Genomic DNA, 15,637 nt, shown 5'->3' on the forward strand with positions numbered 1-15,637 from the left:
GTGATTTCCTTATCGTTGTTGTAGGGAGACGAAATGACGGGGGGCCGGGCCGACGTAATCGGCGCTCGGGCGAATGATCCTGTTGTGCTCGCGCTGCTCCATCACGTGGGCGCACCAGCCGGTGACCCGAGAGCAGACGAAAATGGGGGTGAACAGCTTGGTCGGGATCCCCATGTAGTGATAGGCGCTGGCATGGAAGAAGTCGGCGTTGGGGAAGAGTGCTTTTTCCTCCCACATCACTGTTTCCGCCTCGCAGGAGACGCGGTAGAGGCGTGTGTCCCCCGCCGCCTCGGCCAGCTTGGCCGACCACGCCTTGATGATGACGTTGCGCGGATCCGAGGTGCGATAAACGGCGTGGCCAAAGCCCATGATCTTCTCCTTGGCCGCGAGTTTTGCCAGCAGCTCGCCCCTGGCCTGAGCCTCATCCTGCCAGGGTGCGATCATCGCCATGGCGGCTTCATTGGCCCCGCCGTGCAGCGGGCCGCGCAGGGTACCGATGGCGGCGGTCACGCAGGAGAAGAGATCGGACAGGGTCGAGGCACAGACCCGGGCCGCGAAGGTGGAGGCGTTGAACTCGTGCTCGGCATAGAGAATGAGGGAGACATGCATCACCCGGCGTTCCAGCTCACTCGGCGCCTTCTGGTGCAAGAGCGCCAGGAAGTGGCCACCGATGCACTCCTCGTCGGTATCGAGCGCGATGCGCACCCCTTCATGACTGAACTTGTACCAATAAATAAGGATGCCAGGGAAGGCGGCTAGCAGCCGATCGGCCACTTCATGTTCGTGCTCGAAGCCCTCTTCCGGCTCCAGATCGCCGAGCATGGAGCAGCCGGTGCGCAGCACATCCATGGGATGGGCATTGGCGGGAATGAGCTCAAGCACCTCCAGCAGGGCACGGGGCAAGATGCGCAGGCGACGCAGTTCGCGCTTGTAGTCCAGCAGTTGCTGTTCACTGGGCAACTCGCCCTTGAGCAGCAGATAGGCAACCTCCTCGAACTGGGCGCCATCCGCCAGCTCCTTGATGTCATAGCCGCGATAGGTGAGTCCTGTGCCGCTCTTGCCCACGGTACAGATACTGGTTTCCCCCGCGCTCTGACCCCGCAGGCCTGCGCCGCCCAATGGCTTCTCTTGTCCCATAATCTTGCCTCCTAATCCCTGGATGTGAACAGACGATCCAGTGTCTGCTCGTAATGGTGATAACCGAGAAAGTCATATAACGATTCCCGGGTCTGCATGGTGTCCACGACGGCTCTCTGGTGGCCATCCTGGCGAATGTGCTGGTAGACGTTGAGCGCGGCCTGATTGGCTGCCCGGCTGGCGCTTAACGGGTAGAGCACCATGTCGACGCCGTGCTCGGCGAGCTCGGCCTTGTCAAACAGTGCTGTCTGGCCGAATTCAGTCATGTTGGCGAGAATGGGCACCCCGGCCGCCTGCTTGAAGCGGTCATACTGACCGAGATCGGTCACCGCCTCGGCGAAGATCATGTCTGCCCCGGCGGCCACGTAGGCGGCGGCGCGCTCCAGCGCCGGGCCAATCCCCTCCACCGCCAGTGCATCAGTGCGCGCCATGATGACGAACTCCCCGTTTTGACGGGCATCCACCGCCGCCTTGATGCGATCGCACATCTCCTCCTGCGAGACCACCGCCTTGTTGGGCCTGTGGCCACAGCGTTTCTGGGCCACCTGATCTTCCATGTGCACGGCGGCGACACCGGCGCGTTCAAAGGCGCGAATGGTGCGGGCGATATTGAAGGCGCCGCCCCAACCGGTGTCGATGTCGACCAGCAGGGGCACCTTGGTCGCAGCGGTGATCCTTTCTGCGTCGATCAGCACGTCATTGAGGGAGGTCATGCCGAGATCCGGCAGGCCATAGGAGGCATTGGCCACCCCGGCGCCGGAGAGATAGAGGGCCGCAAAGCCGCTACGCTCGGCCATCAGGGCCATGTAGGCATTGATGGTGCCGACGATCTGCAGGGGCCGTTCGTTGGCGAGGGCGGTGCGAAAACGCAGGCCTGCCGAGGGGGTAAGGCTGGACATCATGACTCCTTTCATTTGTCTGGTCTGACTATCTAATATCACGTTTACGTTAACGTCAATCATACTTTCGTGGCAGAACGGCGTCAGGCAAGACAGGGCGCGGGTTTTAGGGTAAATTTCACCAATTCCTTCAACAGATTGAATCGTAATGTCGGATCCCAATCCCGTGATCGTCTGCCCGGCTTGCGACTTGCTGATCGAACGCAAGTTATTGCCCCTGCGCCGCCACGCTCACTGTCCCCGCTGTCATCAGCATCTGTATGGACGCTATGCCTTCCGCTCCTCCCAGTTGATGGCCCTGACCATCACGGGGTTCTTGCTGCTGCCCTCTGCCTTCTTCGAACCGCTCATCTACCTGCGTCTGGCCGGGGTGAACTCGGACGCAAATTTGTTAAAGGGCATGTTGGTGCTGATGGTCGAGCACGAATTCTGGGTGGCGGGGCTGGTATTCTGGTGCGCCGTACTGGCGCCGGTGGGCTTGCTGCTGGGGATCTTTGCACTGGCCTCCGGCCTTGCCAAGCGCTGGCACATACTGGCACCGACCTTAAGAGCCGTGGAGGTATTTCGTCACTGGGCCATGCTGGAGGTCTACATGGTCAGCCTGCTGGTCGCCCTGTTCAAGCTGATCGACATCGCCGATGTGCGCCTCGGCGGCGGCCTGCTGAGCTTGGGGATCCTGATGCTGCTCAACATGACGCTGCTGATCCTGTTCGATCCTGCCCCCTACTGGGAGCGCGTACCACTGGAGGAGCCGGATCATGTCCCAGACCAGCGCTCGTGAGCTGGGGCTTTGCCGCTGCCACACCTGTGGCCTGCTGGTGCGCTATCAGGCAGGCAGCGTCTGCCCCCGTTGTCACAGCAGGTTGCAGGTTCGTATCCCCCACTCCCTGGCCTGGTCCTGGGGCTTGCTGGCGCTGGCCACCTTCATGTTGCTGCCCGCCAACCTGTTGCCCATCACCCATTTCTACAACAAGGGGTTATTGCAGTCCGATACCATCTTCAGCGGTATCATGATGCTCTACCGCAGCAAGATGTCGGGTATCGCCACCATAGTGCTGACTGCCAGCATCATAGTGCCGGTGGGCAAGATTTTGGGGCTGGGCTGGATCTGCTGGCAGTTGCAGCGAACCACGCCGGTGCGGCGCAAGCGTCAGCTCATCATGTATCGCATCATCGACTTCATCGGCCGCTGGTCCATGCTGGACTTGTTCGTCATCTCGCTGATGGTGGCGCTGGTGGATCGCGGCGTGCTGCTCAATGTACGGGCGGGACCCGGCGCCACGGCGTTTGCCGGTGTGGTGGTGCTGACTATGATGTCGGCCCGCATGCTGGATACCCGCTTGCTCTGGGACAAGGCGGCCCGTTGATGGTCTGGTGAACACAGATCCCGCTTGTCCAGGGATGGGGATGCCCCGAATAGTGAATAACCGCCGGCACTGTCGCAAGGCAACGCCGCAGGCGGTGATGTGTTTGTATCTGAACTGCTGTTTATGTCAGCCAATTAAGGAGTCGGTATGATCGGGGCTGAACCCGTCATTGAGAAGCGTCGCTGGTTGTCGCCAGTCTGGTTGTTGCCCGCCATTGCCCTCTTGCTGGCAGGTGGCTTCGTCTACCAGCAGTTTGCGAGCAGTGGCCAACTTATTCGCATCAACTTTGCCCAGGGCAATGGCATCTTGCCGGGCAAGACCCAGGTGCGCTATCAGGGTGTGGCTATCGGTGTGGTGCAGGAGCTGGCGCTGGCCGAGGACGGCCGCAAGATAGCCGTGCTGGCCAAGATTGACAGTCGTGCCCGGCCGCTTATCCGCAAGGGGTCCGACTTCTGGCTGGTGAGCCCCAAGGCATCACTCACCGAGATCTCGGGCCTGGATACCCTGGTCTCTGGCAACTACATCAATCTGCAACCCGGTCGGGAGAACAACCCGCTGGAAGAGGAGTTTGATGCGCTGGATGGCCCTCCCCCCGGCTATCAGGCACAGGGGCGCATGCTGCACTTGACCGCCGATTCGCTGGGATCTATCGGGATCGGCGCCAAACTCTATTTCCGCGGTATTGAGGTAGGCAGTGTCATCAACACCCGTCTCGGCCAGGACAACCAGAACGTGATCCTTGATCTGGTGATCGAGCCGCGTTTCGAACACCTTATCAAGGCCGATACCCGCTTTTGGAACATCAGTGGCATCAAAGGCTCCTTCAGCCTGGCCGGGGTCAATGTGGAGGCTGGCAGCCTTACCTCCATACTGAGCGGCGGCATAGCGTTTGACTCCCCCAAAGCCTCCCCCGAGCCGGAGAAAGGCCAGACCTTCATCCTCTACAAGGGGCTGGCCGAAGCGGCCCGTGGCGAGCGGATCGACATAGTGGCCGGTGATCTGCCCATCAAGGAGGGAATGCCCATCCTTTTCGAAGGGATCGAGATTGGCCGGGTTGACCCCGTTCGCCTGACCGACAAGGGTCGGGTGGTGACGGCGTTGATCAATCCTGAACAGGCATTTCGGATCACCGACAACAGTCGCCTCGTCTGGGAGACTGTCTCCTTCGGTGCCGCCGGCCTCAAACATGCGGATCGTCTGCTGGCCGGCCCGGCCATTCGCCTTGACTACGTGGAAGGTGACAGGGTCAGGGCCATGATCTTGAGCAGCAAGGATCAAGTCAGTGGCACCCGGGTCACTCTGCAGGCCGACGATCTGGCGGGGCTCAATGAAGGGGCACCGCTCTGGTACAAGGGGCTGCCGGTAGGCCAGATCAGTCAGCTGACTCTGGATGCCAGGGGCAATGCCAGCGTCGCTCTGGTGGTCAACAGCCAGTATCAACATCTGCTGGCACGGGCCCGTTTCTATCGGGTAGCGCCGCTGCAGATCGAGGCTGATCTCAGCGGTATCAAGGTGGAGACCAGTCCGGCCAGCGCCTGGATCGGCGGGGGCATCAAGTTGGTACAGGCGGCGAGCGGTGAGCGGATAAACCGCCTCTACCCGAGTCAGGAACTGGCCCTGTTAGGCACCCGGGATGCCAAGCCCCAGCGCTGGTTATTGAAAGCGGAACAGGCAGATGGCATCGGCATCGGCTCCCCTGTGCTCTATCTGGGGCTTGAGGCGGGCAAGGTCAAGCAGCTGCGCGCCGCCAAAGAGGGGGTCGAGATCGAGCTCGAAATTGATGGTGTTTATGCCCCTCTGCTCTCACAGCTTCCGCAATTTTGGAAAAAACCGGCACTGGATGCCCGGGTGCGGGTCGATGGTGTGCAGGTGAAGGTGGGCAATCTGGCCACCTTGCTGCGCGGCGCCATCGAGTTCGATCGGCTGGGCTCCGGCCGCAGCAGTCACCAGCTGTTTGACAGCAAGGAGCAGGCAAAGGCGAACGTGCGCAGCCTCTCCCTGACCGCCGAGAGCAACCCGGGTCTGGGCATTGGCAGCCCGATCCGCTATCGCGGGGTCGACATCGGCAAGATTGAGCAGATCGAGCTGGAACCATCGTTGGGGCAAGTGATCTTCAAGGCCGAGCTGGATGGTCACTATGCCGGTCGTTTCTTGCAATCTGGCGCCCGCTTTACTCTGGTACAGGCCAAGCTGGGGCTGGGCGGCGTCGCTCACCTCGACACCCTGATCAAAGGGGCCTTTGTGGAGGCTCTGCCAGGTCAAGGGGCCGGCAAGGATCGCTTCCCCTTGAGTCAGAGTGGTCAGGTGGGCCTGGCCTTGACCCTCAAGAGCCCCTCGGTCAATGGCCTGAGCGTCGGCAGCCCCTTGCTGTTTCGTAAACTCATGGTGGGCAGTGTCACCGGGATTACGCTGGCGCGCGATGGCAGTGAGGTGCTGATCGATGTGAGTGTCGACAAGGAATATGCCCATCTGGTGCGGGCCAACACCCGCTTCTGGAATGTCTCCGGGGTCAAGGCCGACATAGGCTTGACCGGGGGGACCATAGAGGTGGAAACCGTGCAGAGCCTGCTGGCGGGCGGCATCGCATTCAATACCCCAGAGCACGATATGGGGGCGACCGTCAAGGCTGGCCACAGCTACCCACTGTATGGCAAGGCGGAGAAAGAGTGGCTGAAGTGGAGTCCCCGCATCCAGCCCTGAACTTCTCTCTTGTTCCAAGCCCGGCCCAGTGCCGGGCTTGTTCATTTTCCCCTTGCTCATTGCCCGTTAAGAATATTCCTAGCCGTGTGATAAGATGTCGCCCCTCTTTTTGGGTCAGCGAGACGGCACAGTGCACGACAATACCTATCTTCCCGATCACTTCTTGCACCATATTGCGGCCATCATGCCAGCGCATCTCACAATGGACTCTTTCGTGGCTAGTTGCCGGCGCCCACTGCGACGCAGTATTCGGGTAAATACGCTGAAGATCTCGGTACCCGCATTCTGCGAACTGATGCAACCGCTGGGCTGGCAGCTCGAGGCTGTGCCCTGGTGTGAGACCGGCTTCTGGCTGAGTCGCCGCGACGAGAGCGTGCCCCTTGGCAATACCGCAGAACACCTGAGCGGCCTCTTCTATATCCAGGAAGCAAGCTCCATGTTGCCGGTTACCGCGCTATTTGCCAGCGATCAGGTCAAGCGAGATGGCATGCTGCTGGACGCGGCCGCCGCCCCCGGCTCCAAGACCACCCAGATCGCGGCCTTGATGAACAACCAGGGCATGCTGGTTGCCAACGAATATTCCAGCAGCCGGCTCAAGGTGCTCAGCGCTAACATTCAGCGCTGCGGCGTGACCAATGTGGGCATGACCCACTTCGATGCCAAGGTGTTTGGCCAGTGGTTGCCGGAGACCTTCGACGCCATACTGCTCGATGCCCCCTGCTCCGGCGAAGGGACGGTGCGCAAGGATGAAGATGCCCTGCGCAACTGGAGCATAGCGAGCATCGACGAGATTGCGGCGGTGCAGCAAGGTCTGCTGGAGAGCGCCTTTCATGCCCTGAAACCCGGTGGCGTGCTGGTTTACTCCACTTGCACGTTGAGCGAGCAGGAGAACCAGGCGGTCTGTCAGTCCCTGTTGGACAAGTTTGGTGATGCCCTGAGTGTTGACTCGCTGGCCGACCTGTTCCCCCATGCACAGCTGGCCTGTACGCCCGAAGGATATCTGCACGTTTGGCCCCAGATCTTCGACAGTGAGGGATTTTTCGTCGCCAGATTGCGCAAGCATCACTCAGTGCCAAATACCATGTTCAAGCCGGGCAAACTCGGCAAGTTCCCCTTCTCGCCACTGCCCGTCAAAGAGGCCGAGCCCATGTTGCGCGAGATTGAAGCCCATTTTGGCGTGGTACCACAGGGCCAGCTGTTTGGTCGCAATGACGAGATCTGGCTCTTTCCACTGTTGTTTGAGCAGGTGCAGGGCAAGCTGCGTTTTGATCGCATCGGCATCAAGCTGGCTGAAACCTTCAAGAAAGGTTATCGCCTCACTCATGAGTGGGCGTTGGCCTATGGCGACAAGGCCACTCTGGGATGTATCGAACTCGACGGCGCCAATGCGCGGGAGTTCATGATGGGGCGGGATGTCTGGCCTGAGCAGGAGGCTGGCTCGGGCGAGGTGATCGTTCGTTATCAGGGTCATACCCTGGGCATGGGGAAGTGGGTTGGCAGCCGGGTCAAGAATGCCCTGCCCCGCGAGTTGGTGCGCGACAACAATCTGTTCGGCGCCTGAGTGTGTGATGACTCGCGTCTGATCGAGTCTTAAAAACCCACACATCGGTTGAACTTTTGTGCGGATCTTGAAAAGCCTTGAGCCTTGTCTAAGCTTAAGGCTGTCCGAACACCAGTTAGCGCACGGCTCTGCAAGGAGCCAATTCCCCTATGCCAGGTACAAGGAATTCGTACCTGGCTTTTTTTATGTCCGCACTGTCTGTTTCCTGCCCCTCACTCGAGCGCCTCAGCCATCTCTTGCTCAACTTGGGGCTGGGATGACAGTTCATGTTGATAGAGTAGATCGATCGCCTGCTCGATGAGCGAGGCCTGACTGTCTTCGAGATGCAACCCCAACGCCTGCAACCGTTCGGCGTGACGATTGCTTATCCAGCACTGCAACCTGGTGTGGGTTTCCTGTTTACGCTTCACATGTTGGCGTTGCCGCTCGGCATTGTTGTGTGGGACAGCCTCTTGGGCCTCATCCACGTTTATTTCCTGGCTCATATGACCTTGCAATGGTTTGCTTCAATGTTTGTTATCTCTAACCTGTTGATGACGGTTGTCTGAACAAGAGGGTTCTCCCCTCTCATCGGACACCTTGGCAACGCGCAATAAATATATCATCAGATCAACAAGATACAATTTAACATAAAAAATAAAAATGCGCGGTCATTATGTTAGCCCCAGATTGTAATGTCCGGCTAGGGCCCCTCAGTTATACATTGGTGAGATAGGTGTCATGATAGCTGTCACAGCAAGCCATCCAGCGCATGATCGGAGAATTTGTGGGCATCATCGAAATACTCCTGCAGGGTACGCATGTCCTTGTGGCGAGTCACCTCGATGATCTTGTTCATGGGCTTGCCAGCGGTGACCGCCGAGGTAATGAATCCTCGTCGCAGGCTGTGGCCACTGACGTAGAGATCGTCGATGGCGTGACCGGTTCGGCGCTTGATCATCAGGTTGATACCCTGGGGACCGAGCGGTTCTGTCATGAGTTGACCCCAGCGGTTCATCCGCCGAAACAGCGGCCCGTCGCTGATCCGGCTTTTGCGCAGCCAGTTTTGCAGTGCCGATACGGGACAATAGTGCTTGCCAGGGATCAGGGCTATCTCGGTTTCATGGAGCTGATGCTTGCTCGGTTTGAGGCGAAGGCGGATCCCCTGCCCCACAAAATCGAGATCGCTTACTTCAATTCGGGCCGCTTCCGAGCGGCGCAAGGCGCCACTGAACATCAAGAGCAGCAGGGTATGATCGCGCAGGCCCGCCAGAGCAGTAGTGTCGATGCCATCCAGCACCTGAGTCAATGGTTGTAGCGTCAGGGCGCCAGTTTTGCGTTTGCGGTTATCCCCCAACCTGACAATACCGCGCATCATCTCCTTGATTTCGGCATGTTCGGTCGGCATGGGATGGATGCCCTTCTGCTTGAAGGCATAACGGATCCCCGCCAGACGTCTCACCAAGGTTGCCGGTTTTCGAGGTTCGCCGTTGCGCAGTTCCCCCTTGCCCTCTTCCTTGTCCAGCCATACCCAGTCAGCCAATACCCCGTCGGCCTGATCAGCCAGAAAGTTCATGATGTCGTGATGGGTAGTTTGCAGCGGATCCAGCCCGTGCAATTGGCACCAGAAGACAAAAATACGGGTATCAGCCTGATAGGCATTGAGGGTGGAATCCGCTTTTGCACCGCGCAAAAAGCGGCGTGCCCGAGAATTTAGCTGGGCATCGAAGACGGTTTGCAATGATTGGTATGCTGAGCCGGATAGGGTTGGATATGCCACAGAACGCTTTGATTCATATGAAGTTTAAATGGATCTTACAGGATCCATCCTAGACATCAAGTATCGATAATGAATATTATCGATACTTAGAAGATCCTTAATTAAACCTCATTGAACCTCCATGTTCTCCTGTCTAGCATCGTCTTGAATAAGCCTGCTTATGTGAGAGATAACAGGTGGCGTTGGTAATACTGTCGAGGGAAAGGATGCTGATTATTTGAAATAAAGAGGCCCCATTATCAGGGGCCTCTTCGTTTACTTTTTTGCCAGCTTGAACAGCTCGAAGAAGTTTCGGCTCGTCGCATCCGCCAGCTCGGCCAGCGAGATCTGGCGAAGGTCGGCAACGAACTGAGCAACATCTCGGACAAAGGCGGGCTCGTTCTCCCTCCCCCGATGAGGAACAGGAGCAAGATAGGGAGAGTCTGTTTCGACCAGCAAGCGCGCCAACGGCAATGCCTTGACCACTTCTTGCAGTGCAGATGCATTCTTGAAGGTCGCTATGCCGGAAATGGAAATATAAAAGCCCATCGCCATCGCGGCTTGGGCCATCTCGAGGGACTCGGTGAAACAGTGCAACACACCACCCACCTGATCGGCCCCCTCCTCACGCATGATCTGCAGGGTATCTTGCTGGGCATCACGGGTGTGAATGATCAGCGGCTTGTTCAAGGCGCGAGCGACGCGGATATGTTCGCGGAAAGAGGCTTGTTGCACCTCCTTGTTCTCTGGCGAGTAGAAGTAGTCGAGCCCGGTTTCCCCTATGGCCACCACTCTGTCATCTGCGCCCTGCGTCAGTAATAACGCCGCATCAACACCGGGTTCCTGATTGAGCGGATGCACACCACAGGAAGCAAACACCTGGGGATAAGGAGCGATCGCCTCGAGCATGATCGGGAACTGTGCCTGAGTCACACTGACACAGAGAAAATATCCCACGTCCAGTTTCGCGGCCTTGGCCAGCACATCAGCCATGCTGGTCTGCTTGCTGCCATAGCTGAGGCGATCGAGGTGGCAATGGGAATCAACGAGTAACATAAAGAACCTTTGCGTCTTGTCAGATTTATAACCAGCGGCTGAGCCAGTTCATCAAATGAATGGTGGGATTGGAAAGCTGCCTAGGTTGGCAGGCAGCCTTAAGCGCCACGAGCTGCTGCTCCGCCTCCAGCAATTTTTCGCTGGAGTTGCCCTCGGCCAACTGCTGGCTGAGGGCCGCCAGATCCGGCATCGCCAGCTGATGATGACCGCAGCCAGCCTGAGTCTTGATTGCATCACACAAAAACAGCTGCAACCAGTGCAGCCTGACTTGCGTTTCATCCGCCAGCTGGCTGCAGACATGGGTGGCCCGGGTCGGGGTCAGTGACAGGGAGACGAAACTCCCCAGCAACTCCCGACGTTTGCCATCTTGCTGCTCTTCTATGTAACGCAACACCCGCAGCGGTGCTCCCTGACAGATCCGTACCTGGGCCAATGTGGCCTGGTGACCCTGTTCGGCCAACCAGCGCACCGTCTCCCCTTCCGTTGGCAACTGGCAGACGTGCTTGTGGCAGCGGCTCAGTATGGTAGGCAACAGACGGGAAACCTGAGAGGCAATCAGCAGCAAGAGGCTGTCCCCGGCTGGCTCCTCCAAGGTTTTCAGCAAGGCGTTGGCGGCGGATTCCGTCATGCGCTCCGCATCAGGGATGATCACCACCTTACCCCGGCCGAGCTGGGCCGAGTTCTGCAGACGAGCACAGATCTCGCGTATAGCCTCGACCCCTATGGTCTTGCTATCAGCAGGCAGGGTACCAAGATCCGGGTGATGTCCCTTGTCAAACAGCTGGCAGGAGTGACACTGGCCGCAGGGTTCCCCCCGATCCGGTTGTTGGCAAAGATGCAAACGCGCCAATCGTTCAGCAAGCTGCTCCTTGCCAAGCCCGGGATCGCCGAGCAACAACCAGGCGTGGCCCAGCCGACCGGCCTGGGCCGTCTGACTCAGGGCATGCCAATCCGGGATCAACCAGGGATACATAGAGGCTTGTTCGATAAGTAATTGTCCAGTGCAACCTCAATGGCAGCTTTGACCTGATCCGGAGTTTGTCCGGCATCGATCACCCGAATGGAATCATCTTTGGCGGCCAGTTCGAGATAACGGCTGCGCGTGCGCTCGAAGAAACTGATCTGCTCCAGCTCGATCCTGTCCAGCTCGCCACGATGACGGGCACGCTGCAAACCAAGAGCGGGATCGATATCGAGATAGAGGGTGAGATCCGGCTTGAAGTCACCGAGCACTGCCTGCTTGATGGCGCCGATGAGCCCCGCATCAATGCCACGCCCGCCGCCCTGATAGGCCTGGGAGGAGAGATCGTGGCGATCTCCCACCACCCAGCGTCCTTCAGCCAGTGCCGGTTTGATCCGGGTCTCGACCAGCTGCACCCGGGAGGCATACATGAGCAGCAACTCGGCTTCGATGGTGAGACGCTCGTCGTGAACTTCCTTGACGATGGCGCGCATCCGCTCGGCCAGCGGGGTTCCCCCGGGCTCACGAGTGCATTCGATCTGGTCTATGCCGTGGCGTTGCAGATAATCGGTAACATAGCGCACCGCGGAGCTCTTCCCTGCCCCTTCCAGTCCTTCAATCACAATAAATTTAGACATTAGGGCTTCTTCAATATGTATTCGCGAACCGCCCGATTGTGTTCATCGAGGGTCTTGGAGAAATAGTGGGCACCGCCCCCCTTGGCGACAAAATAGAGATAGTCGGTCGACTTGGGATTGAGCGCCGCTTCGATAGAGGCCTTGCCCGGCATGGCGATGGGCGTGGGTGGCAGGCCGTTGATCACATAGGTGTTGTATGGATTCACATCTGTCAGGTCGCTACGGCGGATATTGCCATCGTAACGATCCTTGACCCCATAGATGACGGTGGGATCTGTCTGCAGCTTCATGCCAAGACGCAGGCGGTTGACGAACACGGAGGCGATCTGCGCCCGCTCGTCTGGCTGACCCGTCTCTTTTTCGATGATAGAGGCCATGATCAGCGCCTCATAAGGGGTCTTGTAGGGCAGATTGGCCTGGCGCTTGTCCCAACTCTGCTGCAGGAAGGCTTTCATGTCCTGATTAGCGCGACGCAGAATAGAGATGTCACTGGCATGGGTGGTATAAGCGTAGGTTTCCGGCAGGAACCAGCCCTCCAATTTGCCATTTTCGATGCCCAGTTCCTGGGCCAGGTCAGCTTCAGATTGCTCTACGGTCAGCCGCTCCAGATAAGGCGCGCCGGAGAGCTGCTTCAACCAATCCTCAAAACGGGAACCCTCGACGAAGGTAAGGCTGAAGTGAAACTCCTTGCCGGAGGCGAACAAAGCGAGGGTCTCTTTGAGAGGTGCCCCTTCCTTGATCTCATAGGTGCCAGATTTGATGGCAACCAGCTCGGGATGGCCTCGCAGCCAAAGGCGTACTGCCCAGGGGCTGGTTTCCCCCTCCCCCAGCTCGGCGATCAGGCGCGCCGCGTGGGCGCCCTTCTCGACGGTAAAGAGGCGCGTCGGCCCCTTGTTGGGGAGCGTCTCCACCTGCTGCCATTTGTAATGTACATAGCCCCCGGCCACGGCGACTGTCAGTGCCGCGCCCGCGAGTAAGGTGTAAAGCCGATTAAACTTCAATGACCAAAAGCTCCTGTAAACGGCGGATCAATACCGGGCTGGGATATTGGGTATCCCCAATGCCGTTCACCGGCACTATGCCCATCAGGGTATTGGTCAGCCATACCTCTTCGGCCTGCCACAGTGACTCCAGTGGAGCCTCCACGACACGCAGTTCAATACTCATCTGTTTTAGCATTCCCATCACATGCCGCCGCATGATGCCATCAATACCGCAGTGAGCAAGATCCGGTGTAAACACCGTCTTGCCTCGGCGCCAAAACAGATTGGCACTGACACCTTCTACCAGAAATCCACGACTGTTCAAGACTATACCTTCGACTCCCGAACGCGCTGCAAGTTCGTTTTTCAGCAACACCTGCTCCAGCCGGTTCAGGGTCTTGAGTCCTGCCAGCATGGGGGCATCACCGAGCCGTTGCTGGCAAACCAGCAGTGGAATGCCGTTTTGCTGCCAACCCTGATAGTGGCTCGGGTAATCGGCAAGGGAGACGATCCGGGTCGGCGTCTGGCAGCCGCTGCCGTCATAACCTCGACCACCGATGCCACGGGTCAGCATCACCTTGGCGACAGCTTGCGTCTGACCGGCGGCAAGCTGCGCCACCTCGCGGGTCAGGATTGACCAGTCCATCTCGGCAAACCCGAGTCTGGCACTGGCCTGCTGCAGGCGAGCCAGATGAGCCGACCACCAGACAACCTGACCATGCTTGATCAGCATGGTGGTGAAATGACCATCCCCGTATGCCAGCCCACGATCCCTGGCGGACAATAGGTCTGTCGATACTCCATTGATAAACAAAAGGATCCCTCCGATAAAAAAGGCCCGATACTGACGTATCGGGCCCATACTGTCCGCCCCGGGGCGAATTATACGCGTTTGAAGATCAGTGAGCCATTGGTGCCGCCAAAACCAAACGAGTTGGAGAGGGCGTAGTCGAAGCTACCTGGCTTGGCCACATGGGGCACCAGATCCAGATCGCACTCTTCATCCGGGTTATCCAGGTTAATGGTGGGCGGAGCCACCTGATCACGCAGCGCCAGCACAGTGATGATCGCCTCGATGGCGCCGGCAGCGCCCAGCAGGTGACCCGTCATGGATTTGGTGGAGCTGATCATCAGGGATGTGGCGTGCTCGCCAAACACTGATTTCATGCCCCGCAGCTCAGCCACATCACCCAGCGGGGTGGAAGTGCCGTGGGCATTGATGTAACCAATCTGCTCGGGCGCAATGCCGGCATCCTTGATGGCATTTTTCATGGCGCGGGCGCCACCGTTGCCATCAGCAGGGGGCGCTGTCATGTGGTAGGCGTCGCCACTCATGCCAAAACCGACCAGCTCGGCGTAGATCTTGGCGCCACGGGCCCTGGCGTGTTCGTACTCTTCCAGCACCAGCACACCGGCGCCATCACCCAGCACGAAACCATCGCGATCCTTGTCCCACGGACGGCTTGCCTTTTGCGGCTCGTCGTTGCGGGTAGAAAGCGCCTTGGCCGCTGCAAAACCGCCCATCCCCATCGGGGTGGAGGCTTTCTCGGTACCACCGGCTACCATCACGTCCGCATCACCGTAGGCGATCATGCGGCCGGCCATGCCGATGGCATGAGTACCCGTGGTACAGGCAGTAGTCACGGCTATGTTAGGGCCTTGCAGGCCTTTCATGATGGAGAGATGACCGGACACCATATTGATGATGGTGGACGGTACGAAGAAGGGGCTCAGCTTGCGCGGGCCACCGTTAATCAGGCTGCTGTGGTTCTGTTCGATCAGACCCAGACCACCGATGCCGGAACCTATGGCCACACCAACCCGTTCTGCGTTCGCGTCGTTAATCACCAGACCCGAGTCTTCCAGTGCCTGGATCCCCGCCGCCACACCGTACTGGATGAAGGGATCCATCTTGCGGGCTTCTTTGCGGTTGATGCCGTACTGTTCGGGATCAAACTCTTTAACCTGGCCTGCGAAACGGGTCGCAAACTCGCTGGCATCAAAGTGTTCGATGGGAGAAATGCCGCTCTGCCCGTTGAGCAGGGCTTGCCAGCTGGATTCGGCAGTGTTGCCCACCGGGGAAAGCATCCCCAAGCCGGTCACCACGACTCTGCGTTTTGACACTGAGCTAGTCTCCGAGAGCTATTTTGAAAGGGGTCAATATAAAAGAAGCGGCCCTTGGGCCGCTTCTTTCAGAACAGGAACTTATTCCTGATTAGCGGTGATGTAATCGATAGCCGCTTGAACAGTGGTGATCTTCTCGGCTTCTTCATCAGGAATTTCGGTATCGAATTCTTCTTCCAGCGCCATTACCAGTTCAACGGTATCCAAAGAGTCAGCGCCCAGGTCGTCGACGAAGGAGGCAGCGTTTTTAACGTCTTCTTCTTTAACACCCAGTTGTTCGATGATGATTTTCTTTACGCGTTCTTCGATGTTGCTCATGACCTGAATTTTCCTTTAAAAATACGCTATTGCGTCTGGTTGGGGTAGTTTATTCAATTGACGTGAGTTTGCAAGTAGCTTGCCGCTGGTCAAACCACGAAATTCGCCAAACTTCGGCGTACTATCGCAAATTTGAACAGATCTCACGACAAATT

General features: G+C 58.2%; 15 protein-coding genes. 4 read left to right on the plus strand and 11 right to left on the minus strand.

Translation table 11 applies throughout. The annotated features are described in order from the left end of the window. Positions 1-9: 9 nt before the first annotated feature. Together prpC and prpB are read right to left on the minus strand one after the other, a co-directional pair. Positions 10-1,137: a bifunctional 2-methylcitrate synthase/citrate synthase gene (gene prpC / locus WJM78_RS09815; protein WP_042037766.1), complete on the minus strand. Its 1,128-nt coding sequence runs from the start codon at positions 1,135-1,137 to the stop codon at positions 10-12. Positions 1,138-1,148: 11 nt separating this feature from the next. After that, entirely contained in the window at positions 1,149-2,036 is an 888-nt protein-coding gene (gene prpB / locus WJM78_RS09820; protein WP_042037765.1) for a methylisocitrate lyase, read from the minus strand. Between the two features lie 148 nt (positions 2,037-2,184). Between prpB and WJM78_RS09825 the strand changes: the two genes are divergently transcribed. The 4 genes from WJM78_RS09825 (at position 2,185) to rsmF (ending at position 7,664) form a co-directional block, all read left to right on the plus strand. Then, positions 2,185-2,817, plus strand: coding sequence for a paraquat-inducible protein A (locus tag WJM78_RS09825; RefSeq protein ID WP_042037764.1), 633 nt, complete (start codon positions 2,185-2,187; stop codon positions 2,815-2,817). Further along, entirely contained in the window at positions 2,795-3,403 is a 609-nt protein-coding gene (locus WJM78_RS09830; RefSeq protein WP_042037763.1) for a paraquat-inducible protein A, read from the plus strand. Before WJM78_RS09825 ends, WJM78_RS09830 begins: the two co-directional genes overlap by 23 nt. 147 nt (positions 3,404-3,550) lie before the next feature. Continuing rightward, a complete protein-coding gene (locus WJM78_RS09835) occupies positions 3,551-6,103 on the plus strand; it encodes an MlaD family protein (protein WP_339015401.1) in 2,553 nt (850 codons plus the stop codon). Between the two features lie 130 nt (positions 6,104-6,233). Continuing rightward, complete coding sequence (rsmF, locus tag WJM78_RS09840) at positions 6,234-7,664, plus strand: 16S rRNA (cytosine(1407)-C(5))-methyltransferase RsmF (RefSeq protein WP_212513231.1); 1,431 nt, start codon at positions 6,234-6,236, stop codon at positions 7,662-7,664. Positions 7,665-7,876: 212 nt separating this feature from the next. Here the strand turns inward: rsmF and WJM78_RS09845 are convergent, their stop codons facing one another. The 9 genes from WJM78_RS09845 to acpP all read right to left on the minus strand — a co-directional run bounded on the left by WJM78_RS09845 (position 7,877) and on the right by acpP (position 15,482). After that, positions 7,877-8,149 (minus strand): RepB family protein, encoded by a 273-nt coding sequence (locus tag WJM78_RS09845; RefSeq protein ID WP_108536404.1) that lies wholly within the window; start codon positions 8,147-8,149, stop codon positions 7,877-7,879. Positions 8,150-8,394: 245 nt separating this feature from the next. Beyond that, positions 8,395-9,336: a tyrosine-type recombinase/integrase gene (locus WJM78_RS09850; RefSeq protein ID WP_339015825.1), complete on the minus strand. Its 942-nt coding sequence runs from the start codon at positions 9,334-9,336 to the stop codon at positions 8,395-8,397. Positions 9,337-9,678: 342 nt separating this feature from the next. Continuing rightward, positions 9,679-10,458 carry a YchF/TatD family DNA exonuclease gene (locus WJM78_RS09855; protein WP_339015403.1) on the minus strand — a complete coding sequence of 260 codons (780 nt, stop codon included), beginning with the start codon at positions 10,456-10,458 and terminating at the stop codon, positions 9,679-9,681. Positions 10,459-10,483: 25 nt separating this feature from the next. After that, entirely contained in the window at positions 10,484-11,431 is a 948-nt protein-coding gene (gene holB / locus WJM78_RS09860; protein ID WP_339015405.1) for a DNA polymerase III subunit delta', read from the minus strand. Then, complete coding sequence (gene tmk / locus WJM78_RS09865) at positions 11,416-12,057, minus strand: dTMP kinase (RefSeq protein WP_212513165.1); 642 nt, start codon at positions 12,055-12,057, stop codon at positions 11,416-11,418. Before tmk ends, holB begins: the two co-directional genes overlap by 16 nt. After that, complete coding sequence (gene mltG, locus WJM78_RS09870; protein WP_042037748.1) at positions 12,057-13,058, minus strand: endolytic transglycosylase MltG; 1,002 nt, start codon at positions 13,056-13,058, stop codon at positions 12,057-12,059. Before mltG ends, tmk begins: the two co-directional genes overlap by 1 nt. Beyond that, the gene (gene pabC, locus WJM78_RS09875; protein WP_339015408.1) at positions 13,048-13,902 is read right to left on the minus strand and encodes an aminodeoxychorismate lyase; all 855 of its coding nucleotides are present in this window, start codon (positions 13,900-13,902) and stop codon (positions 13,048-13,050) included. The genes mltG and pabC overlap by 11 nt, the downstream gene beginning before the upstream one ends. 20 nt (positions 13,903-13,922) lie before the next feature. Next, positions 13,923-15,164, minus strand: a complete 1,242-nt coding sequence (gene fabF / locus WJM78_RS09880) for a beta-ketoacyl-ACP synthase II (protein WP_339015410.1) — start codon at positions 15,162-15,164, stop codon at positions 13,923-13,925. 81 nt (positions 15,165-15,245) lie between these two features. Beyond that, entirely contained in the window at positions 15,246-15,482 is a 237-nt protein-coding gene (gene acpP, locus WJM78_RS09885) for an acyl carrier protein (RefSeq protein ID WP_005300909.1), read from the minus strand. Positions 15,483-15,637 lie beyond the last annotated feature (155 nt).

The sequence above is a fragment of the Aeromonas popoffii genome, assembly GCF_037818705.1.
Taxonomy (GTDB): domain Bacteria; phylum Pseudomonadota; class Gammaproteobacteria; order Enterobacterales; family Aeromonadaceae; genus Aeromonas; species Aeromonas popoffii.

Excerpts from the sequence above, each read along its gene's own strand:
- prpC (WP_042037766.1), bottom strand. The coding sequence starts at position 1,137 with ATGGGACAAGAGAAGCCATTGGGCGGCGCAGGCCTGCGGGGTCAGAGC.
- prpB (WP_042037765.1), bottom strand. The coding sequence starts at position 2,036 with ATGTCCAGCCTTACCCCCTCGGCAGGCCTGCGTTTTCGCACCGCCCTC.
- WJM78_RS09825 (WP_042037764.1), top strand. The coding sequence starts at position 2,185 with ATGTCGGATCCCAATCCCGTGATCGTCTGCCCGGCTTGCGACTTGCTG.
- WJM78_RS09830 (WP_042037763.1), top strand. The coding sequence starts at position 2,795 with ATGTCCCAGACCAGCGCTCGTGAGCTGGGGCTTTGCCGCTGCCACACC.
- WJM78_RS09835 (WP_339015401.1), top strand. The coding sequence starts at position 3,551 with ATGATCGGGGCTGAACCCGTCATTGAGAAGCGTCGCTGGTTGTCGCCA.
- WJM78_RS09845 (WP_108536404.1), bottom strand. The coding sequence starts at position 8,149 with ATGAGCCAGGAAATAAACGTGGATGAGGCCCAAGAGGCTGTCCCACAC.
- WJM78_RS09855 (WP_339015403.1), bottom strand. The coding sequence starts at position 10,458 with ATGTTACTCGTTGATTCCCATTGCCACCTCGATCGCCTCAGCTATGGC.
- holB (WP_339015405.1), bottom strand. The coding sequence starts at position 11,431 with ATGTATCCCTGGTTGATCCCGGATTGGCATGCCCTGAGTCAGACGGCC.
- tmk (WP_212513165.1), bottom strand. The coding sequence starts at position 12,057 with ATGTCTAAATTTATTGTGATTGAAGGACTGGAAGGGGCAGGGAAGAGC.
- pabC (WP_339015408.1), bottom strand. The coding sequence starts at position 13,902 with ATGGGCCCGATACGTCAGTATCGGGCCTTTTTTATCGGAGGGATCCTT.
- acpP (WP_005300909.1), bottom strand. The coding sequence starts at position 15,482 with ATGAGCAACATCGAAGAACGCGTAAAGAAAATCATCATCGAACAACTG.